We start from the raw sequence: 24,743 nt of genomic DNA on the forward strand, positions 1-24,743 counted from the left end.
CCACCCCGGCCTCCTAAAGCACCGGCTCCAGTAACCCCATAACCAATTCGATGACCCCGGGCCCCAGCCCGGGGTCATCGCCGCGTGTGATTGCTTAACGCCGCGTGTACCCCATGTTCGCGCTGATCTGCATCCCCGCCTCCTTTAATGCATCAAGGAGTCCCGGAGTCTTTTCCGGGTCGAAACGGAAGGCAGGTCCCGAGATGCTGACCGCGCCGATCACCGTGCCAACGTGGTTGTACACGGGAACGGCCATGGATTTCAGCCCGATCTCGAATTCCTCGAGGGTCACCGCATAGCCCTCATGGATGACCTGGACGAGCTGATCCTCGAGCTTGTCCCGTTTGGTGATGGTCCGGGGCGTGCGGGCCGGGAGCCCTGTTTCTTTCAGGATCCTGTCCCGTTCGTCCGCGGACAGCGCGGCCAGGAGGACCTTCCCGCTGGACGTGGCGTGCAGCGGCGTCAGGCTGCCCACCCAGTCGTACGTGGCCAGCATGGACGGGCCCATGGCCTGGTCGACGTTCACCGCGTAGTTTGAGCGCAGCACGGCGAGGTTCACGGTTTCCTTGAACGCCTCGGCCAGGCCCTCCAGTACAGGCCGCGCCTCACGGACCAGGCTCAGCCTGCCGGGGATGGAGCTGGCCAGCCGCAGGATGCCGAAGCCCAGCTGGTACTTTCCGCGGTCACTGTTCTGATGGACCATCTCCCTGTTGACGAGGGATCCCAGCAGCCTGGAAACCGTGGACTTGTGAATGCCCATTTCCTCGGCTATTTCGCTCACGCCGGCGTGGCCGTCGCGGGCCAGGATCTCCAGGACTGCGAGGGCCCGGTCTACGGACTGGACACCGCCGTGGCCAGCCTCAGTGTCGTTCTCAGATTCAGGGTCACTGTTCGAAGCCATGCTCCATACTCTCGAGTAATTTCTGCGGCCCGGTTACCCGCCACAAGGCCGCCGCAGCGTCCTCTCATTTAGTTGCACACTCCGATCCTAGACCGGGAAGTGTGACGGGGCCGACATTGCATTAAATGGTTTAACGGAGCGGCCCAAACTTCAGCGCAGGTTAAGGCGCATCAGCACGCGTGGGAAGCCGTTGATGACGGAGTCCGTGTCCGCAGCCTTGGTGAACCCGCCGCCTTCGAAAAGCGCCCGAGTGCCGACGTAGGCCATCGTCAGATCGACTTTTGTCCCTTGGTTGTCCACGGGGTAGCCCTCGATGGCGGGTGCGCCGTAACGCCGGGCGAATTCGACGGCCCCTTGCAGGAGGTGATGCGAGATGCCGTTGCCGCGGTGCCCGGGCCGCACCCTGAGGCACCACACCGACCACACATCCAGATCGTCCACGTGGGGAATCCTGCGGTTGCGGGCAAAGCTGGTGTCGGCGCGCGGATGGACACCGGCCCAGCCCACCACCTCGTCGCCGTCGTATGCGAGGACCCCGGGTGGCGGGTCCTGCCGGACCAGTTCCTTCACCAGCTCCCCGCGCTCGACGCCCCGCAACTCCACGTTCTGTTTGGAGGGGATGCGGTAGCTCAGGCACCAGCAGACGTTCGCATCGGGCCGCTTCGGCCCAACCATTGCCGCAACGTCCTCGAACCGGTTTGCCGGGCGGATGTCGATAGCCATGGCTGCTATCCTTCCCCCGAAGCTCCGGCTCCGGCTACCGCAGGCCCTTGCTGTGGGCCATCGCGATGGCTTCCGTGCGCGAGGACGCGCCCACCTTCCGGAAGATGTTCCGGAGGTGGAACTTCACAGTGTTCTCGCTGATATGCAGTTTCGCGGCGATGGCCCGGTTCCGCTGCCCGGCGGCCAGTAGCTGGAGCACCTCCAGCTCGCGGTCGCCGAGCTTCCACTCGGAGACGTCGGCCATCTGGCGCGCCGGCGGATCGAGGGGAATTGCGACGGCGACGTCGGCGCCCCAGCCCGGCATTACATCGACGGACATGCGGCCGTTCAGGGCTTCCACCCGGTGACCGAGACGGGCCAGGTTCGGCGACTCTCCGGACAGTTCGCCGGGACCGTCGTCGCGCACGTTGACGAGCAGGTTCTCCCCGTCGCAGTCCCACTGCGTCCGGATCCGGCGCACTCCGCCCTGGTCCACCATCGCAAGGACGAGGCCCCGGACGATCGCCCGGGCGGCGTGGGCCACCTCGCCGGGAAGGGCTCGGCCGTTGACGGGGGGTTCGATGAACTGGACGTCAATGCCGCTGAAGTGCATCAGCGGTTTCAGATCCTCGCGGAGGCGTTGGAACGCGGAGGAGACGGGCTCCTCCACGAGTTCGGTGGTGCGGTCGCTGAGCGTGCGGAGTCCCACCAGGGCCTTGGCGGCAGTTTCGGTGGCCGCCTTGCGTGCGGCCTCATCAGTGAGTGCCGGAGAGCGCAGCGCGGCGAGCAGGGTTTCGAGGGTGGTTGAGTGCCTGTCCACGAGCTCGGCCGTCACCCTTACCCGTTCGGCTGAGGCCGCACGGGACTCAATGAGGTACGACGGCGGTGCATCCGCCACCTTCTCGCGGATGCGCTCGGCAGCCAGCGTCCAAAGGTAACGGAGCAGCCGTTCCGCAGGTGCCCGGTCGGCCGCATCCGGCAGGGGCTGCGGATCGGCGAGGACCAGCAGCGCATTGCTCGGCGAGGAGAGGGCCAGGACCGGGCGTTTCTCGCCGCCGAGCACGGCTTCGCCGAGCCAGGGGGAGCTGCCGCCGCCGGGCAGACCGTCGCCGCCCAACTCCCTATCGGAAAGGGACGACCGGATGTGGTCGAGTTCGGCGATGGAGACGCGGCTGATGATGGCCTCGTTGCCGGCCTTCTTTTGGGGCCGGCCGGTGCAGTCCTCGGTGAAGATGACCAGGGCGCTGCTGCGTACATAGGGGAGCGTGGCATCCCGCAGCCGCGCAGCGATGGTTGCCAGCGGCGCGGTGGACAGTGCGGCGATGGACTCAAGCAGCGGCTGCGCGTGGAGGGACAGCGTGCCCAGGTCCGGCACTCGGGCGTCCAGCGGGGCGTCCAGCGGGGGAAGGGGGGAAGTTTTGGGAGCTTCGACGGGAGTAACCACCTACCCAGTTTACGGGTCCTCGACAATTTGCCTACCCCTTTGGGTGGTTGAGACCGTCCGATCATAGCGTTGGACCCACTCAACGGATGGGCGAGGATGGACAGGTAACAACTTTCGTGAAGGAGGGTATCTGCCAATGAGCGTCGTCTCAGAAACTGACCAGGCCGCCCCGGCCGGTGTGTCCCGGTCATTTGATCGCAACCGGAGCCTGGTTCAGGACGAAATCAGCGGAGTGTTCCAGCGCGTCGATCCGGCGCAGGTCGCTGCCCTGGTCACCGAACTGAGGCTGGCCGACAGGATCTTCGTGACCGGAGCAGGGCGCAGCGGCCTCGTCCTGAAGATGGCAGCCATGCGGCTGATGCATCTCGGACTGACGGTGCACGTCGTCGGGGAGATCACCGCGCCCGCCATCCGCTCCGGCGACCTGCTCCTTGCAGCTTCCGGCTCGGGCACGACTGCAGGCGTGGTCAAAGCCGCCGAAACCGCAGCGGCCCAGGGCGCCCGGATCGCTGCCTACACCACAAACGCCGGTTCCCCGCTCGCCAAGGCGGCCTCCGCCGTCGTCATTATCCCTGCCGCGCAAAAGACGGACCACGGCTCGAACCTCTCCCGGCAGTACTCAGGGAGCCTGTTCGAGCAGGTGCTGTTTGCCACCACGGAAGCGGTGTTCCAAAGCCTCTGGGACGAGGACGCCGCAACACCTGAGGAACTCTGGCAGCGCCACGCGAACCTCGAATGAGCCGCCCGGCCCCGCTGACCTAAAACCTCACCCCTGAAGCCAGCAACAACAAAAAAGCCAGCCTCAATAAAAAGAGAAAGAGAATCACATATGAAACTGCAAGTCGCCATGGATGTCCTGACCGTCGAAGCCGCCCTGGAGCTCGCCGGCCAGGTTGCCGAATACGTGGACATCATCGAGCTCGGCACGCCGCTCGTGAAGAACGCCGGGCTGTCCGCCGTCACCGCGGTGAAGACCGCGCACCCGGACAAGATCGTCTTCGCCGACCTGAAGACCATGGACGCAGGCGAGCTGGAAGCCGACATCGCCTTCACAGCCGGTGCGGACCTCGTCTCGGTGCTCGGCGGTGCCGATGACTCCACCATTGCCGGTGCGGTCAAGGCAGCCAAGGCCCACAACAAGGGCGTTGTGGTTGACCTGATCGGCGTTGCGGACAAGGTGACCCGCGCCAAGGAAGTCCGCGCGCTGGGCGCCAAGTTCGTAGAGATGCACGCAGGCCTGGATGAGCAGGCCAAGCCGGGCTACAACCTGGACGTGCTGCTCAGCGCCGGTGAGGAAGCCCGTGTGCCGTTCTCCGTGGCCGGCGGCGTGAACCTCTCCACGATCAACTCGGTGCAGCGCGCCGGCGCTGACGTCGCCGTCGTCGGCGGCTCCATCTACAGCGCCGCCGATCCCGCCGTTGCAGCCAAGGAACTGCGCGCAGCGATCATCTAGTTGGCGATCATCTAGTTCGGCCGGGCTCATCCGGCCAACGACAGCGGATCCGCCGTCGCCTTACGGTGACGGCGGATTCGCTGTTGTCGAGGCAATACAGGGAGGCCGGCGTGGCGCAACCGCCTAGCGCGCGCTCACCGCAGGGACGCCGAGGATGCTGTCCAGCAGCCCGTTGCGGAACTTGCCCTCCGGATCGTGAGCTGCTTCCAGCAGCCGGAAATCGGCAAGGCGCGGGTAGAGCGACTCCCAGTCGTGGCCGCCCGGCGAGAACAGCTTGCCCCAGTGGGGCCTTGCCCCGAACGGCCGAAGCAGGTCCTCGAGCTGCGGCAGAACCGCCTCCACCTCCGGCTGCAGCGGCTTCCAGGTGAAGTGCACGGCAACGCTCTGCTGCCGGTAGAAGGGGCTCAGCCAGAAGTCCTCTGCGGCGCCGGTACGGACCTCGGAGACAAAAAGCAGCGGCGCGAGTTTATCCGCGAGGCTCCGCACAGCTTCGAGTGCGGCACGTGCATGCTCCAGCGGCAGGATGAATTCGCTCTGCAGTTCCTCGCCCTTGCTGGGCGTGAAATCGTGCCGGAAGTGCGGCAGCCGGTCCAGCCAGGGGCCGGGTTCATCCATCTGGACGGTGCAGTTCTCGGCTGACATGCCCGGCAGCGGGTGCCGGGGGAGTGGGGCAGGTGTGGCGCCGAACAGTTCGGTCAGCGGAGACTCAGTGTCCAGCGCCTTGAGCCAGACCTGGCTGATGGAATCGCCCGTGAAGTCGGTGAAGAGGCTCACGCTGTAGGCGCTGGAAACCAGTTGTGTGAAGTCCGCCATTGCCCGCTCCCACGGCAGGTTCTCCAGAACGCGCTGGCGCATCTGGAAGCTTGGCCTGACGGCGAGCTTCAGGCTTGTGACGATGCCAAGGGCGCCCAGGCCCACCACGCTGCCCAGGAACTCATCGCCGTCCCCAGGCGAGAGCGAAACCTGCTCGCCGGAGGGCCTGACCATATCGATTCCGACTACTGCCCCAGCCAGGGAGGGGTTGTTCACGCCGGAGCCGTGGGTGCCTGTTTGAATTGCTCCTGCCACGGAAATGTGGGGCAGCGACGCCAGGTTGTGGATTGCGAGGCCGGATTGTTCCAAGGTGCGGCACAGGGCACCATAACTCACCCCGCCGGTGACGCGCACCGTCTGCCGTTCCGGGTCCAGTTCGATGTGCTGCGGCAGGGCGTCCAGCAGCACGTGCACGCCGTCGGTATCCCCAACGCGGTTGAAGGAATGCCGGGATCCCAGGGCTTTGACCCGATCAGTGCGCGCCACCAGTTCGGCGAGCTTGGCCACGGATTGGGGCCGCTTGACAGCCGTTGAGGCGTAGTTCAGGTTTCCTGCCCAGTTCTTCATTCAGTCAGCTTTCCGGTGGAGGCGGTTTCCACCCTACTGTGAGCGCTAACAATTGCGGTTGTCAAGAAGCTTCCGGCGCCGGCCCGGGCCGGGCGGTAACATCGTCAGCAGACAATCCAACCGGGTCCGCCTTGGCGGCCGGCTCCGCCGGGGGCCGTGAATCCTGAGCCGTCAATCCCGGGAAGCGTGAGTCCCGGGAACGGTGAGTCCCGGAATCGTGAAAGGGGAGCAGTGCGCGCAACCGTCAAGGACGTCGCGCGTCTCGCCGGCGTTTCTCCCAAGACTGTCTCGAATGTCATGAACGGCATCGTTCCGGTCAGCGGATCCACTCGGCTCAAGGTGGAGCAGGCCATGCTCGAACTCGACTATGTGCCCAACCTCTCCGCGCGCGGCCTGCGCAACGGCAGGTCGGGCGTCATTGCCCTTGCGCTGCCGGACCTTGCGACGCCCTACTCTGCCGAAATTGCGCACAACGTGGTGGAAGTTGCCCACGAGCAGGGCTGGAGTGTCCAGATCGAGGAAACCGGGTCCGATCCGCAGCGCGAATACGAGCTGATGTCCCGCGCCCGCTCCAATCTCGTTGACGGCCTCATCCTCAACCCCGTGGTGCTGGACGAGAGTGCCGTCCAGGTGGGTGTCTCGCTGCCCCCGGTGGTCCTGCTGGGAGAAGTGTCTCAAAAGCTGGCTGACCGCGTGTGGGTGGACAGCGTTGCTGCTGCCCGCGACATGACGCTGGCGCTTGGCAGATCGGGTCGGCGTCGCATAGCAGTGCTTGGAACCGCCGAGGGCCGGAGTTCGGCCGCCGCAATTCTGCGCACCAGCGGCTACCAGGCGGCGCTGGATGAGCTCGGCATTGACCGGGACGACTCGCTGCTGATCCCCTGCGAAAAGTGGACGCCGCAGACGGCTGCCGCCGCGCTCACCGCGTACCTGGACTCGCACCCGCTCCCCGAAGCGCTCTTCTGTTTCACGGACTCCATGGCCATCGGTGCGCTCAGCGTGCTGTGGAAGCGGGGAATCCGTGTTCCGGATGATGTCGCCGTGGCCGGATTTGACGACATCGCCGACGGTCAATATGCCGTGCCGTCGCTGACCACCGTTTCCTTCGACAAGCGGCGCATCGCCACCGAGGCGCTGCGGCTGCTCACGGAGCGTATGGCAGACCGTACGGGCGGGCAGAGGGTGGCCACCGTCGACTACAGGATCGTCGAGCGGGACAGCACCCGGAGCTAATCGAGGCCCAAGCAGTAAAATTGTTGGCGCTAACAATTTTACCTTGTGGCTCTCATTACATCGATGTAATGTGGGGCCTGCGTCACACCACAGCCCTGCTCGTCCCGCGCGTAGCTAACCGGATCAAGAGGGTGGTGTGCCACTAGGACCTACTTTTCAGCGGACCCATCCAAAGGAGTGACGGGTGAAGCAGTTTGATTCTTTTGCCGGGAAACAAGTGACCCGGCGGCAGTTACTGGCAGGTTCGGCCGTCCTCGGCAGCATGCTCGCGGCCACCGGCCTCACAGGCTGCGGCGGAAGTGCCAACGCCTCGGCGCAGGACATTGCATTCTGGCATCTGCTGTCCGGAGGGGACGGCGTCAAGATGCAGGCAATGATCACCAAGGCGAACGAGGGCAATCCCGGTTTCACCGTTCATCCAACCGTTCTGGCGTGGGGGCCTCCCTACTACACAAAACTGGCCATGGCGTCCGCAGGCGGCCGTCCGCCGGAACTGGCCATCATGCACGCCAGCCGGGTTCCCGGTTACGCGCCTGGGGGACTTATCGACCCCTGGGATATGTCCTTGCTGGCCGAACACGGCGTGACGGCCCAAAGCTTCGCACCGAGGATCTGGGACAAGAGCCAGCAGAATGGCCAGGTCTTCTCCATCGCCCTGGACTCCCACCCCTTCGTCATGTTTTACAACAGCGACGTTGCGGGCAAGGCCGGAGTTCTCGCCCCCAACGGACAGCTGCAGGAGGCCGGCTCCCCGCAGGAGTTCCTCAAGATCGCCCGCGAGATGCAGAAGGTGACCAAGGCGCACGGCCTGTCCTTCGGCTACCTTGGCAGCGGGTCCCAGATGTGGCGTCTCTTCTACACCCTCTACAAGCAGCACGGCGTGGACATGGAACTCACCCCCGGCCGGCCCATGAAGGCCGACAGGGACGCCGCGGTGGAGTCCCTGGAGTTCATGGCGTCCCTGTTCGACGACACCATCGCCGCCAAGAGCGGGGACATCAGCACCGGCATCGCCGAGTTTGCCCGCGGCGGTTCAGGGATGCTCTTCAGCGGCGTCTGGGAACTTCCCACCCTTAAGAAGGCCGGGTTGCCCGTCGACGCGGCAACCATCCCCACCCTCTACGGGACCCCGGCTTCCTATGCCGACTCGCATTCCTTCGTCCTGCCCCGCCAGTTGAACGACAACGACGAGAAGCGGCGCAGCGCATACAAGTTCGTCAGCGATGTCCTCAAGGGGTCGCTGTCGTGGGCAGAGGCCGGACACGTCCCGGCCTATCAGCCGATTGTGCAGTCACAGGCGTACCGGGAACTGACCCCTCAGATTCATTACGCCAACGCGGCGGACATCATCACGTACGACCCCGAATCCTGGTTCAGCGGCTCCGGCTCGGACTGGCAGACCTACTTTGCGGAAAACGTGCAGAACGTGCTCCTCGGCCGCGACAAGGCTGCCGACGGCTGGGACGCCTTCGTGCACCGCACCAACACCCTCCTCTTCCGGCCCAACCCGGTGTGAGCCACCCGAGTGACAAAGGAGTCCCTGATGAGTTCCTTAGCAACATCCGGCCGCAGCGCTGAGCCTGCCGCCACCTCGAATCCCGCCGGCCCCGGTCTCACAACGTCCGGCCCGGACCCGTCCCGTCCCCGCCAAACCAGGGACAACCTGACCGGCTGGGGCTTCGCCGGCCCTTTCCTTGCCTTTTTCCTGGTCTTCCTCGTCTGGCCCATTCTCTACGGCCTGTTCATGAGCCTCACCGGCAAGTCCCTCACCGGCGCCAACGACAGCATGATCGGGCTGGCCAACTATGCTGAGGCCCTGGCCGACGCGGACATGTGGCGTTCCCTCGGCAACACGCTCTACTTCACGGTGATCAGCACCGTTCCCTTGGTGCTCGTTGCCCTGGTGATGGCAGCACTGCTGAACGTCGGACTGCCTGCGCAGTGGCTGTGGCGGCTCTCTTACTTTGCTCCGTACCTGCTCGCCTCGACGGTGGTCTCGCTCTTCTTTACCTGGATGTACAACCCTCAGCTGGGGCTGATCAACGATTCCCTGTCCAAAATCGGGCTTCCCAAAGTGGCCTGGCTGAACGATCCGAATGTGGCGATGTGGGCCATCGTCATCGCCACCCTGTGGTGGACCGTCGGGTTCAACTTTCTGTTGTACCTGGCGGCCATGCAGAACATCCCCCACCAGCACTACGAGGCGGCATCCCTCGACGGGGCCGGAGCCTGGCGGCAGTTCTTCTCCATCACCCTGCCGCAGCTGGCGCCGACCACCGTGATGATCGTCCTCCTCCAAATCCTGGCATCACTGAAAATTTTCGATCAGGTGTACCAGATGACGGCCGGAGGGCCCAGCGGTTCCACCCGGCCGGTGGTGCAGTACATCTTCGAAACCGGATTTACCGGCTACCGGCTGGGCTACTCCGCAGCCGTGTCCTACATTTTCTTCGGGCTGATCGTGATCGTCTCGGTCATGCAGTTCGTCGTCACGCGCCGCAGGAGTGCATAACCATGGCTACCCAGACACTCACCCGCCCCGCTCCCGCCGCATCCGCCGTCCGGAAACCCCGCAGGAAGATCACCGCCGGCAAGGCGGCCGTGACGGCGGTGGCCGCGCTCCTGGCAATCCTGTGGCTCGTTCCCTTCACGTGGGCCACGGTCACGGCCTTCAAGAGCGAGACCGACGCCGCAGCGCCGGAAGTCAGCTGGTTCCCGCCGTCGGGCTTCACCGCCGATGCCTTCGTCAAAGTGTTCCAGGACGGCAACATCCCGCTGTGGACGTGGAATTCCTTCTACACCTCAGCCGCCATCACGGTGATCACGCTCGCCATCTCCGCACTGGTCGCCTACGCCCTGTCCCGCATCGACTTCCGGGGCAAGAAAGTCCTGATGACGGTGATCATCGCCTCCATCATCATCCCGCCGCCGGTGCTGATGATTCCGCTGTTCTACCAGATGGTGGCGCTGCACATGATCGACACGTCCTGGGCGGTCATCCTGCCCCAGGTCATCCATCCAGCCATGGTGTTTGTGCTCAAGAAGTTCTTTGACCAGATCCCGCGCGAACTCGAGGAAGCCGCGGTGATGGACGGTGCCAGCCGGATGCGGATTTTCCTCCAGATCATCCTGCCGCTCTCACGCCCGATCCTCGCCGCAGTTGCCATCTTCGTTTTCATCAGCGCGTGGAACAACTTCCTCTGGCCCTTCATCTCCACCAACGACGGGTCCATCCTGACCCTTCCGGTGGGACTGCAGACCATCAAGAGCGCCTACGGCATCCAATATGCACAGAACATGGCGTCCGCGCTGCTCGCGGCGTTGCCGCTCATCCTGGTTTTCCTCTTCTTCCAGCGCCAGATCATCAAAGGCGTAGCGACGACGGGACTCGCCGGCACCTGAACCGGCCCCTTGATTACTTCCAACGAACCTGTTCAACCAAAGGAGATACTCCACATGTCCCGCGCAAGAATCACCCTCGACCGCGACTTCACCATCGGGGAGGTGCCCCGCCGCCTTTTTGGCTCCTTCGTTGAGCACATGGGCCGCTGCGTCTACACCGGAATTTACGAACCGGGCCATCCGGAGGCCGACGAGAACGGTTTCCGGCAGGACGTGCTCAAGCTCGTCAAGGAACTCGGGGCCACCGTCATCCGCTACCCCGGCGGGAACTTCGTCTCCGGTTACAACTGGGAAGACGGCGTGGGTCCCCGGGAAAACCGCCCCCGGCGGCTCGACGGCGCCTGGCACACCCTGGAAACCAACGCCTTCGGACTGCACGAGTTTGTGGACTGGTCCCGGCAGGCGGGGACCGAAATCATGGAAGCTATCAACCTGGGCACCAGGGGAGTGGATGCGGCACGCGAGATCGTGGAGTACGCCAACCACCCGGGCGGAACCCATCTGTCGGACCTGCGCGCCAGGAACGGGCACAAGGATCCCTTCAACATCAAGCTGTGGTGCCTCGGCAACGAATTGGACGGGCCCTGGCAGATCGGCCACAAGACCGCGGACGAGTACGGCCGGCTGGCCCAGGAGGCCGCCAAGGCGATGCGCTTCGTGGACCCGGACATCGAACTCGTGGCCTGCGGTAGCTCCAGCTCCGGCATGCCGACCTTCGGCGCCTGGGAACAGACGGTGCTGACCCACGCCTACGAGGAAGTGGATTACGTCTCGCTGCACGCCTACTACCAGGAGCATGAGGGCGACGCCGGCAGTTTCCTTGCCAGCGCCGTGGACACCGACTACTTCATCGAATCGGTCATCGCCACCGCTGACGCCGTCCGTGCCAAGGGAAAGCATAAGAAGCGCATCAACCTGTCCTTCGACGAGTGGAATGTCTGGTACCAGCGCGGCCTCGACACGGAAGACCAGCCGCACAAGGTCTCCAAGGCCGGCTGGCGCGAGCACCCCCGGGTCATCGAGGACAAGTACAACGTGACGGACGCCGTCGTCGTGGGTACCCTGCTCAACTCGCTGCTGCGCCACGGCGACCGGGTCAAGATCGCCAACCAGGCGCAGCTGGTCAACGTCATCGCCCCGATCTTTAGTGAGGAAAACGGCCCGGCCTGGCGGCAGACCATCTTCCACCCCTTCGCACGCATGGCCGAACTCGCGAAAGGCCAGATCCTGCGCCTCGCCGTCGACTCTGACAAGTACGAAAATGCCCGCTTCGGGGACACCGACCTCGTGGACGTCAGCGCAACGTGGAATGAGGAGACGGGCCGCGTGGCTCTGTTCTTGGCAAACCGCGGCCTCGAGGAAGCCGCAGACATCGACGTCGCACTGCGCGGTTTTGATGCCCGCCAGGTGCTCCGGGCGGAGGTCCTGGAAATCCCCGAAGGAGGGGACCGCTTCACAATGAACACCCAGGGCAGCCCGGAGCGGGTCGGGCTCAGGCCGCTCGAAGGCGCAAAGGCGAGCGGCTCCGAACTCCGGGCCACCCTGCCGGCGCTGTCCTGGGCCGTGATCGAACTGGACGTGGTCAAGAACTGACCAGTCGCCGGCAATGGTGAGAGGACGACGGCGGGAACCTCCCGCCGTCGTCCTCTCACTTGGCCGTTAAAAGCCATTCCTTAGAGGGCGACGTCGTGGCACACTTGATGAACTATCGAGTGGCTGGGGGATCCAAGTCAGGAGATCAGTAATGTGCATTCCCATGCACCCCCGCACCCCGGGCCGTCGCGTAGCGGTGAGCAACCCATGATGATCGGGTGGGCCTACCTCATTGCGGCAATCATGACGGTTGACTCCTTGTTGCTGGGATTGCTCCTGTTGAACGTGAAGTGGCCGACGCGCCGGAAGAAACACCGCTGAAGCCGTGCCCGCCCTCGGCGAGTGACATGATCGCCTGGCTCGCATTCACAGCGCGCTGACAGGTTCCGAACAGCCGTGCCTTAACCCGCTGCCTCATCTTTGAGGAAGGGCGGAAAACAGCCGCCTTTTCAGCAAAAGCCGCGTCATGCGGCGGATTGAGGAGAATCGGCATGTCACGTAGTAAGAGAATCACGCTGGGCATCGCGGCCGGGGCATTGGCCCTCGGCGCCGGAATGGGAGTCACGGGGATGGCATCGGCTGCCGAAACACCGGCGCCCACCCCAAGCGCCAGTGCATCGGCAGACGGCACAACACCTGCCGATGGCTTCGGCAAGCGCGGCGGCCACAAGGGGGATCGCGGCCAGCTCGCGGCGGATCTTGCCTCCAAGCTTGGGGTCGAGGAAGCCAAAGTGACCGAGGCGCTCCAGGCGTTCCGTGAAGCCAACAAGCCCACGACGCCGCCTGCCGAGGGCACCAGGCCCGACCGTTCCGCCATGGACGCGGCGATGGCCAAATCCCTGGCTGAGAAGCTCGGGGTCGAGGAATCGAAGGTCACGGCGGCTCTCGAGGAAATCCGCACCGCCGCCCAGGCCGAGCGCGCCGCCGCCCTGAAGACCAGGCTCGACACCGCTGTCAGCGACGGCACGCTGACCCAGGCCGAGGCCGACGCCGTCACCAAGGCCGTGGAGAAGGGCGTGATCGGCGGAGGCGGACGCTAAGTCCCTGTTTGAGGGGTCCCTGTTGAGCGCCTGACGCAGTTGGACAGCGAAGGATCCCCCGGGACCACCCGGGGGATCCTTCGTGTGAGTGAGGGGAGTGAGGGAGCGTTGGGGAAGTGAGGGAGCGTTGGCTGGGGTGGCGGGCCTACAGCACCTTGCGGATGGTTTCTTCGAAGCTCGTCACGTGATGCAGCGCGAGCTCGCCTGCCTTGTCCGCGTCTCCGCCCGCCACGGCCTTCAGCAGGTCCACGTGCTCGGTGATGTGGCCGCTGACCGACGGGACCTTGTCCAGGACAACGCACCAGATGCGGGTGGCCAGGTTGTCGTAGCGGATCAGCGTGTCTTCCAGGTGCGGGTTGGCAGCCGCGCGGTAGATCAGGCGGTGCACCATCAGGTCGTAGCGCATCAGTTCCCGGGACTCCGCGGGGTTGGGGGCGAGCTCCGCGATGGTCTCGGCGACCTCGAGCAGCTCGCGGCGCATGGCAGCGCTGGCGCGGATGGCGGCACGGCGGGCCGCCAGCGGTTCCAGCAGCTCCCGGATTTCCGAGACGTCGGCCAGTTCCGTGAAGTCCACGGTGGTGGCAAAGGTTCCCCGGCGGGGATACGAAACCACGAGGTGGTCCACCTCCAGCCGTTTGATCGCCTCGCGCACCGGCGTCCGGCTGAAGCCGAGCTCGATGGCCAGCTGTCCGTCATTGATGGGTTCACCCGGGCGGATGTCCAGCATGATCAGCTTGTCGCGCAACTGCCGGTAGGCGGCCTCCGCCTGGGACGGCGCTTCTTCCTCGGCGGGAAGCAGGGCGGTCAGTGCATTCACGGCGCGGCTCCAATCCTGGGATCGATCGGAAGCGGGGCCCACTTTGCTTCCGGCTATTGACTCACTTGTGATTGCAATCATACCATTGAGACCAACACTGATATATCAGTCCAAGTCAAAAAGGTATTTCAAAGGAGCACCCGTGGTTGAGCAGTTGAACGAGCGACTTTCCGCAGTCGATCCCGAGATCCAGCAGGCAATTGACCGCGAGCTGGTGCGCCAGCAGTCCACCCTGGAGATGATCGCCTCGGAGAACTTCGCTCCGTCCGCCGTCATGGAAGCGCAGGGTTCGGTCCTCACGAACAAGTACGCCGAGGGATACCCCGGCAAGCGCTACTACGGCGGCTGCGAACATGTCGATGTGGTCGAGCAGCTCGCCATTGACCGCGTGAAGGCCCTCTTCGGCGCCGAGTTCGCCAACGTCCAGCCGCACTCCGGCGCCCAAGCCAACGCCGCCGCCATGTTCGCACTGCTGAACCCGGGCGACACCATCATGGGCCTGGACCTGGCCCACGGCGGCCACCTCACCCACGGCATGCGCATCAACTTCTCCGGCAAGCTTTACAACGTGGTTCCCTACCGCGTCCGTGAATCCGACTTCCGCGTAGACATGGCCGAAGTCGAGGCCCTGGCACTGGAGCACAAGCCGAAGCTCATCGTCGCCGGCTGGTCCGCCTACTCCCGCCAGCTCGATTTCGCGGAGTTCCGCCGGATCGCGGACCTCGTGGGCGCCTACCTCATGGTGGACATGGCCCACTTCGCCGGCCTGGTCGCAGCCGGGCTGCACCCCAACCCGGTTCCCTACGCCGACGTCGTCACCACCACCACCCACAAGACCCTGGGCGGACCGCGCGGCGGAGTCATCCTCGCCAAGGAGCAGTACGCCAAGAAGATCAACAGCGCCGTATTCCCTGGCCAGCAGGGCGGCCCGCTGGAGCACGTCATCGCCGCCAAGGCCGTGGCCTTCAAGCTCGCCGGCGGTCCCGAATTCAAGGAACGCCAGGAGCGCGTCCTGCAGGGCGCCAAGCTGCTCGCCGAGCGCTTCCTGCAGCCCGACGTCGAAGCTGCCGGCATCACCGTGGTCAACGGCGGCACGGACGTGCACCTGGTCCTCGTGGACCTGCGGAACTCCGAACTGGACGGCCAGCAGGCCGAAGACGCTCTGCACAAGATCGGCATTACGGTCAACCGCAACGCCGTGCCGTTCGACCCCCGCCCGCCGATGGTCTCCTCGGGCCTCCGGATCGGCACCCCGGCCCTCGCCACCCGCGGCTTCGGCGCCGCCGAATTCACCGAGGTTGCAGACGTTATCGCGACGGCGCTCATCGCCTCCGCCGGCAGCGGCAGCAGCGGTGTATCGCTTGACGATGCGACCGCCGTCGAACTCCGCGCACGCGTGACGGCGCTCGCCGAGCAGTTCCCCCTCTACCCGCACCTGAACGGCGACTCCGAGATTGCCGCCTTTGAAACAGACATGATTGGAGCAGCCCAGTGAGCACCCATCAGCTCCCGGAACACCCGGACTTCCTGTGGCGCAACCCGGAGCCCAAATCCTCCTATGACGCCGTGATCGTGGGTGGCGGCGGGCACGGCCTGGCAACCGCCTACTTCCTTGCGAAGAACCACGGCATGACCAACATCGCCGTCCTCGAAAAGGGCTGGCTGGCCGGCGGCAACATGGCCCGCAACACCACCATCATCCGTTCCAACTACCTCTGGGACGAGAGCGCGGCCATCTACGAGCACGCCCTGAAGCTGTGGGAGATCCTGCCTGAGGAATTGGAGTACGACTTCCTGTTCAGCCAGCGCGGCGTGATGAACCTGGCCCACACCCTCGGCGACGTGCGCGAGAGCATCCGCCGCGTGGGCGCGAACAAGCTCAACGGCGTTGACGCCGAATGGCTGGAACCGGAGCAGGTCAAGGAACTCTGCCCCATCCTGAACACCAACGACAACATCCGCTACCCCGTCATGGGCGCCACGTACCAGCCGCGCGCCGGCATCGCCAAGCACGACCACGTCGCCTGGGCCTTCGCCCGCAAGTGCGACGAACTGGGCGTGGACATCATCCAGAACTGCGAAGTCACCGGCTTCCTCAAGGACGGCGAGCGCGTGGTGGGCGTCAAGACCAACCGCGGCACCATCAACACCGAAAAGGTGGGCCTGTGCGCCGCGGGCCACAGCTCGGTCCTGGCCGAGATGGCCGGATTCCGGCTTCCCATCCAGTCCCACCCGCTGCAGGCACTCGTGTCCGAACTGCACGAGCCGGTCCACCCGACCGTGGTGATGTCCAACCACGTGCACGTGTACGTCTCCCAGGCGCACAAGGGTGAGCTGGTCATGGGCGCCGGCGTCGACTCCTACAACGGCTACGGCCAGCGCGGTTCCTTCCACGTGATCGAGCACCAGATGGCAGCCGCCGTCGAACTGTTCCCCATCTTTGCCAGGGCACACGTGCTCCGGACATGGGGCGGCATCGTGGACACCACGCTCGACGCCTCACCCATCGTGGGACTGACCCCGGTGGAGAACATGTTCGTCAACTGCGGCTGGGGGACCGGCGGCTTCAAGGGCACCCCGGCTGCCGGCCTGACCTTCGCGCACACCATCGCCACGGGAACACCGCACAAGCTGAACAGGCCGTTTGCCCTGGAGCGCTTCGAAACCGGTGCCCTGATCGACGAGCACGGCGCTGCCGCCGTCGCCCACTAGCCGCCGTCCACAAGAAAGAAAACGCACATGCTGCTTATCTCCTGCCCCAACTGCGGCCCGCGGGACGAAACCGAGTTCCACTACGGCGGCCAGGCCCATGTGGCCTACCCCGAAAGCCCCAACGATCTCAACGACCGGGAATGGGCTGAGTACCTGTTCTACCGGGACAACACCAAGGGCAGCTTCGCTGAGCGGTGGGTGCACAGCACCGGATGCCGGCAGTGGTTCAATATGCTCCGCGACACGGTCACCTACGACATCCAGGCCATCTACCCGATGGGCACGCCGCGGCCCGACGTGAGGATCCCCGCCGCAGCGGAAGCCGGAACTGCCAGCACCGCCGCTGACAGCACCACCACCGGGAATGCCGCACCCAGCATCTCTGCTACCAGCATCGCCCCGGCTGCTTCAACAGCCGGCACCACCGCCCCGAAGGGAGCAACGAAATGACTTCCCAGAACGCGCGCCTCAGCACCGGCGGACGCATTGACCGCAGCATCTCCTGGCGCTTCACGGTGGACGGCGAGGAATTCACGGGACACCCGGGCGACACGCTGGCCTCTGCGCTGCTCGCCAACGGCCGGGTTGCCGTCGGCAGTTCCCTGTACGAGGACCGGCCCCGCGGCATCATGGCCGCCGGGGTGGAAGAGCCCAACGCCCTGGTGCGGATCGAAGCCCGTTTCCCCGGTGACGTGGCCGAGTCCATGCTTCCCGCCACCACCGTTAGCCTGGTGGACGGCCTGAAGGCTGACCTGCTGAACGGCCTGGGCCGTCTGGATCCGGCTGAAGACAAGGCGGAGTACGACAAGAAGTACGTCCACACCGATGTCCTGGTGATCGGCGGCGGCCCCGCAGGCCTCGCCGCCGCCCGCGAAGCAGTGCGGACCGGCGCCCGCGTCATCCTGATGGACGACCAGCCCGAACTGGGCGGATCGCTGCTGTCCGGATCCACGGCTCCCGGACTGGCGGACACCATCGAAGGCAAGCCCGCACTGGAATGGGTGGCCGACGTCGAGGCTGAGCTCGTCTCCGGCGCCGAATGCACGGTGCTGAACCGCACCACGGCCTTCGGCGCCTACGACGCCAACTACGTCATCGCCGTGCAGAACCGCACCGACCACCTGTCCAGCCCGGCCGCCCCCGGCGTGTCCCGGCAGCGTATTTGGCACATCCGTGCCAATCAGGTGGTCCTGGCTCCCGGTGCGCACGAGCGCCCCCTGGTGTTCGAGAACAACGACCGCCCCGGCATCATGCTCGCCTCGGCCGTCCGCAGCTACCTCAACCGCTACGCCGTCGCCGCCGGGACGCGGGTGGTCATCGGGACCACCAACGACTCCGCTTACGCCCTCGCCGCGGACCTGCGCGCCGCCGGCGTCAAGCTTGCGGCCGTCGTCGACGCCCGTCCCGCCCTCACGCCGGCGGCTGCAGCCGCCGCCGAAGCCGGCACCCGGGTGCTGATCGGCAGCGCCGTGGCCGACACGGCTTCCGGCACCGACACTGACGGCCGGCTCAACAGCGTCACCGTCCGCAGTATCAACGACGACGGCGAACTCACCTCCGGCGTCGAAGAGATCGACTGCGACCTGCTGGCAGTCTCCGGCGGCTGGAGCCCGCTAGTGCACCTGCACTCACAGCGGCAGGGCAAGCTGCGCTGGGACGAGGACCTGGCGGCCTTCGTGCCGTCCACCGTCGTGCCGAACCAGCAGACAATCGGTTCAGGCCGCGGCACCTTCGAACTCGCTGACTGCCTCGCCGAAGGCATCTCGGCCGGAGCATCGGCGGCCATCGCCGCCGGCTTCGAATCCGCTGTGCAGCCTTCCGTCCTCAGCGAGCCGAAAGCGTCCGGTACCACCCGCCAGCTGTGGCTCGTCCCCGGGCAAACCGGCACGCCGGATGACTGGCACCACCACTTCGTCGATTTCCAGCGCGACCAGTCCGTGGCCGACGTCCTGCGTTCCACCGGCGCCGGCATGCGGTCCGTGGAGCACATCAAGCGCTACACCTCCATCAGCACCGCGAACGACCAGGGCAAGACCTCGGGCGTCAACGCGATCGGCGTCATCGCCGCGGCCCTCCGGCAGGCCGGCGAAGCGTCCCGGGGCATCGGCGACATCGGCACCACCACCTACCGCGCGCCGTTCACCCCCGTGGCCTTCGCGGCACTGGCCGGACGCCAGCGCGGCGAGCTGTTCGACCCCGCCCGCGTCACCTCGATCCACCCGTGGCACGTCGCCCAGGGTGCACTGTTCGAGGACGTGGGGCAGTGGAAGCGGCCCTGGTACTACCCGCAGGGCGGGGAAGACATGGAAGAAGCCGTGCTCCGCGAGTGCGCCGCCGTCCGGGAATCCGTGGGATTCATGGACGCCACCACCCTCGGCAAGATCGAAATCCGGGGCAAGGACGCCGGTGAGTTCCTCAACCGGATCTACACCAACGCGTTCAAGAAGCTCGCACCGGGGTCTGCCCGCTACGGCGTCATGTGCCTGCCCGACGGCATGATCTTCGACGACGGCGTGACCCTGCGCCTCGACGAGGACCGCTACTTCATGACCACCACCACCGGCGGTGCGGCGAAGGTGCTGGACTGGCTCGAGGAATGGCTGCAGACCGAGTGGCCGGAACTGGACGTGCACTGCACCTCGGTGACCGAACAGTGGAGCACCATCGCCGTCGTCGGGCCCAAGTCCCGCGCGGTGATCGCGAAGGTGGCACCCGAACTTGCCGCCAACGGCGGCCTGGACGCCGAGAATTTCCCGTTCATGACCTTCCGCGAAACCACCCTCGCCTCGGGCGTGCGGGCGCGGATCTGCCGCATCTCGTTCTCCGGTGAGCTGGCCTACGAGATCAACGTGCCGTCCTGGTACGGGCTGAACACCTGGGAATCCGTGGCCGCTGCAGGCGCCGAATTCAACATCACCCCGTACGGCACCGAAACCATGCACGTGCTCCGCGCCGAGAAGGGCTACCCCATCGTCGGGCAGGACACCGACGGCACGGTCACCCCTCAGGACGCCGGCATGGAGTGGATCATCTCCAAGGCCAAGGACTTCATCGGCAAGCGCTCGTACTCCCGCGTGGACGCGCAGCGCGAAGACCGCAAGCACCTGGTCAGCGTCCTGCCCGTGGACGGCAGCCTGCGGTTGCCGGAAGGCACGCAGCTCGTGGAGAAGGGGATCCCTGTGAAAACTGCGTACGGCCCCGTGCCCATGCAGGGCTTCGTGACCTCGAGCTATCACAGCGCCGCACTCGGCAGGTCGTTCGCACTGGCGCTGATCAAGAACGGCCGCAACCGCATCGGGGAGACCCTCGTGGCCGCCGCCGGCGACCAGCTGGTCGACGTTGTTGTCGCAGAAACCGTACTTTTTGACCCCGAAGGGACCCGCAAAGATGGCTAACACCGCAGCTTTCACAGGCATCAATGGACTCCGGGAAATCCGCCGCAGCCCTGCCTCACACCTGGCCGGTGCCATGGAGGCCGGTTCCATCGAAGGAACGGTCGCCCTGAAAGAGGGACAGTTCCAGACCATGGCGGGCGTCCGGGTGGATCCCGGCTCCGAGGCAGGCGCACGGATCGCGTCCGTTACCGGCGGACTGCCGGCACGCTGCGGCGAAGTGGCCGGCACTGAGCGCGTCACGGTTCTGTGGCTGGGCCCGCAGGAGTTCCTGGTCGTGGCTCCGGAAGAGGCGCACGACTCCCTGGGCGGAGACCTGATCGGCTCCCTCGTCGCCGCCCTGGGCGACGCCCCCGGCCAGGTGGTGGACCTGTCCGCCAACCGCACGACGTTCGAGCTCTCCGGAGCGCGGGCCCGGGCCGTGCTGGAGAAGGGCTGCTCCCTGGACCTGCACCCGCGCAGCTTCACGCCGGGGACAGCCTTGAACACCGAAGTGGGCAACATCCCGGTGGTCCTGTTCAAGACCGGCGACGAAAGCTTCCGGCTGTTCCCCCGGGCCTCCTTTGCGGACTACCTGGGCCGCTGGCTCCTGGACGCCATGAGGGAGTTCGCTTCCCCTGAGGTGCCCTGATGGCGCTCAGCGCCCTGGATCTGTTTTCTGTTGGCATCGGGCCGTCGTCGTCACACACGGTCGGCCCGATGCGGGCAGCAAAGCAGTTCGCTGACGGACTGAAAGGCACCGGGCTCCTGAGCTCAACCAGGCGGGTCCAGGCAGAGCTGTTCGGGTCGCTCGGTGCGACCGGCCGCGGCCACGGCTCGGACAAGGCTGTGGTCCTCGGACTGCAGGGCCTGGAGCCGGAAACCGTGGACACGTCCACCGCGGACGACCAGGTGGCTGCCGCCGCGCTGGATGCCGAACTGCGCATCGGCGGGGACCACCGGGTGGACTTCAACTGGGACGAGGACGTGGTGCTGCACCGCCGCAAGTCGCTGCCCGCACACCCGAACGGCATGACCTTCCGGGCCCTGGACCACACCGGTGCTGTCCTCAGCGAGCGAAGCTTCTATTCCATCGGAGGCGGTTTCGTCGTTGACGGCGACGCCGCCCCCGGCGACAACGTGGTGGCTGATGACACCCCGCTGCCGTACCCCTTCACCACTGCCGACGAACTCCTGGCGATCTGCCGGCGTGAAGGCATGTCGATTTCCGACGTGATGCTCGCCAACGAGCTGGTGTGGCGCAGCGAAGCGGAGCTCCGCGAGGAGCTGCTGAAGCTGTGGGCGGTCATGCGCGAATGCGTGGACAACGGCTGCTCCGCAGAGGGGATCCTTCCCGGCGGGCTGAAGGTGAGGCGGCGTGCGCCGCAGCTCTTCCAGACCCTGACGGCGGACACCGGCATCACCGATCCGCTCCGGGCGATGGAGTGGGTGAACCTCTTCGCGCTCGCCGTCAACGAGGAGAACGCGGCCGGCGGCCGCATTGTCACAGCCCCCACCAACGGCGCGGCCGGAATCGTCCCGGCCGTCCTGCACTACTACGCGAAGTTTATTCCGGGGGCGGACGACGACGGCGTCGTGCGCTTCCTGCTGGCGGCAGCCGCCGTCGGAATTCTGTTCAAAGTCAACGCCTCCATTTCCGGCGCTGAAGTGGGCTGCCAGGGCGAAGTGGGCTCGGCCTGCTCCATGGCGGCAGCCGGGCTGTGCGAGGTGCTCGGGGGAACGCCCGAACAGGTGGAAAACGCCGCCGAAGTCGGGATCGAACACAACCTCGGGCTGACCTGCGACCCCGTGGGCGGCCTGGTGCAGATCCCCTGCATCGAGCGGAACGCGATCGCCAGCGTGAAGGCCATCAACGCCGCGCGGCTGGCGCTGCACGGCGACGGCAGCCACAAAGTGTCCCTGGACAAAGCCATCAAAACCATGCGTGAAACAGGAGCTGACATGAAAACCAAGTACAAGGAGACGTCCCGCGGGGGCCTCGCCGTGAATGTGATCGAGTGCTGAGCCATGACTGCCACTAAACCTGAATCCATCCCTGCCGAGCCCGCGACCACCGTCGAGCACGTGCTGACGCTCGACTGCCGGGAGTCGCCGGGCATCGTCCACGCCGTCTCCGGCTTCCTGCTGGAGCACGGCTGCGACATCATCGACAACCAGCAGTTCGGCGAACGCTCCGAAGGGCACTTCTTCATGCGGGTGCACTTTGCGTCCGACGGCGACGCCTCCACCGCTGACACCTTGCGTGCCGCTTTCGGCCCCGTGGCCGAACGCTTCGGAATGCGCTGGCGGCTGGAGCCGCACGGATCCAAGCGCCGCGTGCTGATCATGGTCTCCAAGTTCGGGCACTGCCTCAACGACCTGCTCTTCCGCGCCCGCATCGGCGAACTCCCTGTGGACGTGGTGGCCGTGGTCTCCAACCACACCGACCACCAGACGCTCGTGGAATGGCACGGCATCCCGTTTTTCCACGTGCCCGTCACGGCGGCCACCAAGCCCGAGGCGGAGGCACGGCTGCTGGAACTCGTGGACGAGTTCGACGTCGAGCTTGTGGTGCTGGCGCGTTACATGCAGGTCCTCAGTGACAACCTCACCCGCAAACTGGAGGGGCGTGCCATCAACATCCACCACTCGTTCCTGCCGAGCTTCAAGGGCGCCAAGCCGTACCACCAGGCCTACGCCCGGGGCGTGAAGACCGTCGGTGCCACCGCGCACTATGTCAACGCCGAGCTCGACGAGGGACCCATCATCTCCCAACAGGTGGTGGACGTGGACCACACGTACGGGCCGGAGGACCTGGTGGCCGCCGGGCGCGACACCGAATGCAAGGCCCTCAGCAACGCCGTCCGCTGGCACTGCGAGGGCCGGGTGATCCTCCACGGCAACAGGACGGTCGTGCTCCGATAACTGCTTGCCGGGCCCGGACGATCCCTCACCTCCCGCCGCTTGATTCGAGACGCTTCCTCACCCGTGAGGGAGCGTTTCGTTTTTTCTTGCGAAAGGTGAGGGAGCGTCCTCCCAGTTGCCCACGGGGCTACAGCGCGGCGAGCCGGGTTGCCAGATGCAGTGCCGCGAGCCTTCCTGTTCCCCGCGGATCGCCGCCGCACAGCTCAAAAATCCGCTGCAGCCGGTGGTGCATGGACTGCCTCTCGACGTGCAGTTCCCTGGCTGCCTGCGCAGTGTTGCAGCCGGAGTCGAGCCAGATCGCCAGGGTTCGCAGCAGCTGGGAGTTCCGCCGCTCGTCGTGCTCGAGCACGGGACCCAGCTGCTGGCGGACATAATCCTGCCGCGCCGCCTGGTCCAGGTGCTGCGCCGCCAGCCGCTCCACGGCGAGTTCTTCGACGTCGACCACCAGCCCTGCCGTGTCCGAGGTCGGCCGTTCCGCACGGAGCCCCTTGCTCCCCGCGATGTCCAGCGCACACCTGGCCTCCGTGAGCGACCACGTTGCGTTCTCAATCCCGGCTGCGAGAGGTCCGACGGCAGTTATGGTTCCGGCGTCGACGGGAAGTCCGCGCAGGGTGTCCACGAGATCTGCGCGGGCTGCGGCTTCCCGGCCGCCCGGAAGTACCGCAAGAGCGAGGAGCTCGGAATTGTCCACATAGCTGGCGCTCTGCTGGGCCGACTTCTTCAGGATCTTGTCCATCGCAGACCGCAACTGCTGCGACGTGGACGTCCGGACGATCACCGCCACCGCAGTCGCCGCCGTCGGGATCCCGGCGGCCGGCGCGAGCTGCTGAAGCCGCCATGGCTGGCTGCCGGAACTGACCGCGCGCAGCAGGGCGGTGCCGGCCACCTCCTTCAACCCGGGCGGCATCCGCTGCAGCAATGCCAGGGACAGGATGTCAACACACCTGCCTCCTGCCACGCGCGCCAGGTTGACGTCACCGTGCAGCGGGACGCTGATGGCCAGCCTCGCCGAGGGCACCCCGCGGACGGGCACGTCGATGTTGATGAACGTCCCGTCCGTTCCTGGCCCGCGCCCCGGCATGTTTCCGTGCGGTTCGCCGGGCCCCGGGCCGTCTGCAGGACTTAGGGCCCCATCGGCGGGCACCGCGCTGCCCAGCGTCACGCCGGAAACAGTCGAGAGCTCGAGGGCCGCTTCAATGTTGCCGGCGAGGACGGCAAGGATCTGATCGAGGCTGCTGCCATGGGCCAGCTCCACAGCCATCGCATGGCTGGCTTCGTCGGCTTGACGCAGGTGCGCCACTGATTCGCTGACCAGCATCGAATTGATGGCCTGCATGATGCCGACGAACGGCACGACTTTACGGAATTCGATGAGGGGCAGCCCTGCCTCTTCCGCGGCCCGGATCATCGACGACGGCAGTGAGGGCAGGGTCTGCCCGCTCTCCACGGCGAGGGCGCCAACGCCACGGCCGGCAAGTTGCCGGATGTAGTCCACGCGGCGCGCATCTGAAGCCGACACCAGGGCATCGCCTCCGGTGAGAAGCAGTTCGCCGCCGCTGAGCAGGGGAGCAATGTCCAGGACCTCACTGGAATGGACCCATCGCAGCTGCGTTCCCGCAACCGCGGCGGCGCCGGCGCGGATGACGGGATCGGCGGCGGTGAAGGTGGGATGTTTCAGAACTTCGCTGAGCAGGATCGGCATGACGCTCCGTATTGCATATGGCCTTTTTGATGTACACATCGTATCTTGTTGGGTGTGGTCTGGCGCAC

The 24,743-nt window shown here is 65.8% G+C and carries 21 protein-coding genes; 15 read left to right on the plus strand and 6 right to left on the minus strand.

The genetic code is table 11. The features are described 5' to 3' along the window. Positions 1-94: 94 nt before the first annotated feature. The 3 genes from AC6CH3_RS18810 to AC6CH3_RS18820 form a co-directional block, all read right to left on the minus strand. Positions 95-901: an IclR family transcriptional regulator gene (locus AC6CH3_RS18810; protein ID WP_498133863.1), complete on the minus strand. Its 807-nt coding sequence runs from the start codon at positions 899-901 to the stop codon at positions 95-97. A 150-nt stretch (positions 902-1,051) separates the two neighbouring features. Beyond that, complete coding sequence (locus AC6CH3_RS18815) at positions 1,052-1,624, minus strand: GNAT family N-acetyltransferase (protein ID WP_498133864.1); 573 nt, start codon at positions 1,622-1,624, stop codon at positions 1,052-1,054. 34 nt (positions 1,625-1,658) lie between these two features. Then, positions 1,659-2,969: a helix-turn-helix transcriptional regulator gene (locus AC6CH3_RS18820; RefSeq protein ID WP_498133928.1), complete on the minus strand. Its 1,311-nt coding sequence runs from the start codon at positions 2,967-2,969 to the stop codon at positions 1,659-1,661. A gap of 214 nt (positions 2,970-3,183) precedes the next feature. Here AC6CH3_RS18820 and hxlB point away from each other — a divergent pair, with 214 nt between their 5' ends. Then, positions 3,184-3,786: a 6-phospho-3-hexuloisomerase gene (gene hxlB, locus AC6CH3_RS18825; RefSeq protein ID WP_498133865.1), complete on the plus strand. Its 603-nt coding sequence runs from the start codon at positions 3,184-3,186 to the stop codon at positions 3,784-3,786. Between the two features lie 90 nt (positions 3,787-3,876). Next, positions 3,877-4,500, plus strand: a complete 624-nt coding sequence (gene hxlA, locus AC6CH3_RS18830; RefSeq protein WP_494036737.1) for a 3-hexulose-6-phosphate synthase — start codon at positions 3,877-3,879, stop codon at positions 4,498-4,500. 123 nt (positions 4,501-4,623) lie between these two features. Here the strand turns inward: hxlA and AC6CH3_RS18835 are convergent, their stop codons facing one another. Continuing rightward, the gene (locus AC6CH3_RS18835) at positions 4,624-5,880 is read right to left on the minus strand and encodes a D-arabinono-1,4-lactone oxidase (RefSeq protein ID WP_498133866.1); all 1,257 of its coding nucleotides are present in this window, start codon (positions 5,878-5,880) and stop codon (positions 4,624-4,626) included. Positions 5,881-6,111: 231 nt separating this feature from the next. Here AC6CH3_RS18835 and AC6CH3_RS18840 point away from each other — a divergent pair, with 231 nt between their 5' ends. The 6 genes from AC6CH3_RS18840 (at position 6,112) to AC6CH3_RS18865 (ending at position 13,148) form a co-directional block, all read left to right on the plus strand. Next, positions 6,112-7,113, plus strand: coding sequence for a LacI family DNA-binding transcriptional regulator (locus AC6CH3_RS18840; protein WP_498133867.1), 1,002 nt, complete (start codon positions 6,112-6,114; stop codon positions 7,111-7,113). Positions 7,114-7,297: 184 nt separating this feature from the next. Next, complete coding sequence (locus tag AC6CH3_RS18845; RefSeq protein ID WP_498133868.1) at positions 7,298-8,629, plus strand: ABC transporter substrate-binding protein; 1,332 nt, start codon at positions 7,298-7,300, stop codon at positions 8,627-8,629. Positions 8,630-8,656: 27 nt separating this feature from the next. Continuing rightward, a complete protein-coding gene (locus AC6CH3_RS18850; protein ID WP_498133869.1) occupies positions 8,657-9,625 on the plus strand; it encodes a carbohydrate ABC transporter permease in 969 nt (322 codons plus the stop codon). Between the two features lie 2 nt (positions 9,626-9,627). Further along, the gene (locus tag AC6CH3_RS18855) at positions 9,628-10,515 is read left to right on the plus strand and encodes a carbohydrate ABC transporter permease (RefSeq protein WP_498133870.1); all 888 of its coding nucleotides are present in this window, start codon (positions 9,628-9,630) and stop codon (positions 10,513-10,515) included. 54 nt (positions 10,516-10,569) lie between these two features. Then, positions 10,570-12,108 (plus strand): arabinosylfuranosidase ArfA, encoded by a 1,539-nt coding sequence (arfA, locus tag AC6CH3_RS18860; RefSeq protein WP_498133871.1) that lies wholly within the window; start codon positions 10,570-10,572, stop codon positions 12,106-12,108. 491 nt (positions 12,109-12,599) lie between these two features. After that, positions 12,600-13,148, plus strand: a complete 549-nt coding sequence (locus AC6CH3_RS18865) for a hypothetical protein (protein ID WP_498133872.1) — start codon at positions 12,600-12,602, stop codon at positions 13,146-13,148. 145 nt (positions 13,149-13,293) lie between these two features. On the opposite strand, the gene AC6CH3_RS18870 is transcribed toward AC6CH3_RS18865, so the two are convergent. Further along, positions 13,294-13,965: a GntR family transcriptional regulator gene (locus AC6CH3_RS18870; protein ID WP_498133873.1), complete on the minus strand. Its 672-nt coding sequence runs from the start codon at positions 13,963-13,965 to the stop codon at positions 13,294-13,296. Between the two features lie 142 nt (positions 13,966-14,107). Here AC6CH3_RS18870 and glyA point away from each other — a divergent pair, with 142 nt between their 5' ends. Genes glyA through purU form a run of 7 tightly spaced genes read left to right on the plus strand, consistent with a single transcriptional unit; the run spans position 14,108 to position 22,973 of the window. Next, the gene (gene glyA, locus AC6CH3_RS18875; protein WP_498133874.1) at positions 14,108-15,460 is read left to right on the plus strand and encodes a serine hydroxymethyltransferase; all 1,353 of its coding nucleotides are present in this window, start codon (positions 14,108-14,110) and stop codon (positions 15,458-15,460) included. Further along, positions 15,457-16,677, plus strand: coding sequence for a sarcosine oxidase subunit beta family protein (locus AC6CH3_RS18880; protein ID WP_498133875.1), 1,221 nt, complete (start codon positions 15,457-15,459; stop codon positions 16,675-16,677). The genes glyA and AC6CH3_RS18880 overlap by 4 nt, the downstream gene beginning before the upstream one ends. Positions 16,678-16,704: 27 nt before the next feature. Then, positions 16,705-17,127, plus strand: coding sequence for a sarcosine oxidase subunit delta (locus tag AC6CH3_RS18885; RefSeq protein ID WP_498133876.1), 423 nt, complete (start codon positions 16,705-16,707; stop codon positions 17,125-17,127). Beyond that, a complete protein-coding gene (locus AC6CH3_RS18890) occupies positions 17,124-20,072 on the plus strand; it encodes a sarcosine oxidase subunit alpha family protein (protein ID WP_498133877.1) in 2,949 nt (982 codons plus the stop codon). The genes AC6CH3_RS18885 and AC6CH3_RS18890 overlap by 4 nt, the downstream gene beginning before the upstream one ends. Then, positions 20,065-20,700 (plus strand): sarcosine oxidase subunit gamma, encoded by a 636-nt coding sequence (locus AC6CH3_RS18895; protein WP_498133878.1) that lies wholly within the window; start codon positions 20,065-20,067, stop codon positions 20,698-20,700. The genes AC6CH3_RS18890 and AC6CH3_RS18895 overlap by 8 nt, the downstream gene beginning before the upstream one ends. Continuing rightward, complete coding sequence (locus AC6CH3_RS18900) at positions 20,700-22,073, plus strand: L-serine ammonia-lyase (protein ID WP_498133879.1); 1,374 nt, start codon at positions 20,700-20,702, stop codon at positions 22,071-22,073. The genes AC6CH3_RS18895 and AC6CH3_RS18900 overlap by 1 nt, the downstream gene beginning before the upstream one ends. Before the next feature lie 3 nt (positions 22,074-22,076). Continuing rightward, positions 22,077-22,973: a formyltetrahydrofolate deformylase gene (purU, locus tag AC6CH3_RS18905; RefSeq protein ID WP_498133880.1), complete on the plus strand. Its 897-nt coding sequence runs from the start codon at positions 22,077-22,079 to the stop codon at positions 22,971-22,973. A gap of 127 nt (positions 22,974-23,100) precedes the next feature. Here the strand turns inward: purU and AC6CH3_RS18910 are convergent, their stop codons facing one another. Beyond that, positions 23,101-24,675: a PucR family transcriptional regulator gene (locus tag AC6CH3_RS18910; protein ID WP_498133881.1), complete on the minus strand. Its 1,575-nt coding sequence runs from the start codon at positions 24,673-24,675 to the stop codon at positions 23,101-23,103. Positions 24,676-24,743 lie beyond the last annotated feature (68 nt).

It is taken from the genome of Arthrobacter sp. GQ119 (assembly GCF_059759125.1).

Excerpts from the sequence above, each read along its gene's own strand:
- hxlB (WP_498133865.1), top strand. The coding sequence starts at position 3,184 with ATGAGCGTCGTCTCAGAAACTGACCAGGCCGCCCCGGCCGGTGTGTCC.
- hxlA (WP_494036737.1), top strand. The coding sequence starts at position 3,877 with ATGAAACTGCAAGTCGCCATGGATGTCCTGACCGTCGAAGCCGCCCTG.
- AC6CH3_RS18865 (WP_498133872.1), top strand. The coding sequence starts at position 12,600 with ATGTCACGTAGTAAGAGAATCACGCTGGGCATCGCGGCCGGGGCATTG.
- AC6CH3_RS18890 (WP_498133877.1), top strand. The coding sequence starts at position 17,124 with ATGACTTCCCAGAACGCGCGCCTCAGCACCGGCGGACGCATTGACCGC.
- AC6CH3_RS18850 (WP_498133869.1), top strand. The coding sequence starts at position 8,657 with ATGAGTTCCTTAGCAACATCCGGCCGCAGCGCTGAGCCTGCCGCCACC.
- AC6CH3_RS18900 (WP_498133879.1), top strand. The coding sequence starts at position 20,700 with ATGGCGCTCAGCGCCCTGGATCTGTTTTCTGTTGGCATCGGGCCGTCG.
- AC6CH3_RS18855 (WP_498133870.1), top strand. The coding sequence starts at position 9,628 with ATGGCTACCCAGACACTCACCCGCCCCGCTCCCGCCGCATCCGCCGTC.
- arfA (WP_498133871.1), top strand. The coding sequence starts at position 10,570 with ATGTCCCGCGCAAGAATCACCCTCGACCGCGACTTCACCATCGGGGAG.
- AC6CH3_RS18810 (WP_498133863.1), bottom strand. The coding sequence starts at position 901 with ATGGCTTCGAACAGTGACCCTGAATCTGAGAACGACACTGAGGCTGGC.
- purU (WP_498133880.1), top strand. The coding sequence starts at position 22,077 with ATGACTGCCACTAAACCTGAATCCATCCCTGCCGAGCCCGCGACCACC.
- AC6CH3_RS18815 (WP_498133864.1), bottom strand. The coding sequence starts at position 1,624 with ATGGCTATCGACATCCGCCCGGCAAACCGGTTCGAGGACGTTGCGGCA.
- AC6CH3_RS18910 (WP_498133881.1), bottom strand. The coding sequence starts at position 24,675 with ATGCCGATCCTGCTCAGCGAAGTTCTGAAACATCCCACCTTCACCGCC.
- AC6CH3_RS18835 (WP_498133866.1), bottom strand. The coding sequence starts at position 5,880 with ATGAAGAACTGGGCAGGAAACCTGAACTACGCCTCAACGGCTGTCAAG.
- AC6CH3_RS18885 (WP_498133876.1), top strand. The coding sequence starts at position 16,705 with ATGCTGCTTATCTCCTGCCCCAACTGCGGCCCGCGGGACGAAACCGAG.
- AC6CH3_RS18895 (WP_498133878.1), top strand. The coding sequence starts at position 20,065 with ATGGCTAACACCGCAGCTTTCACAGGCATCAATGGACTCCGGGAAATC.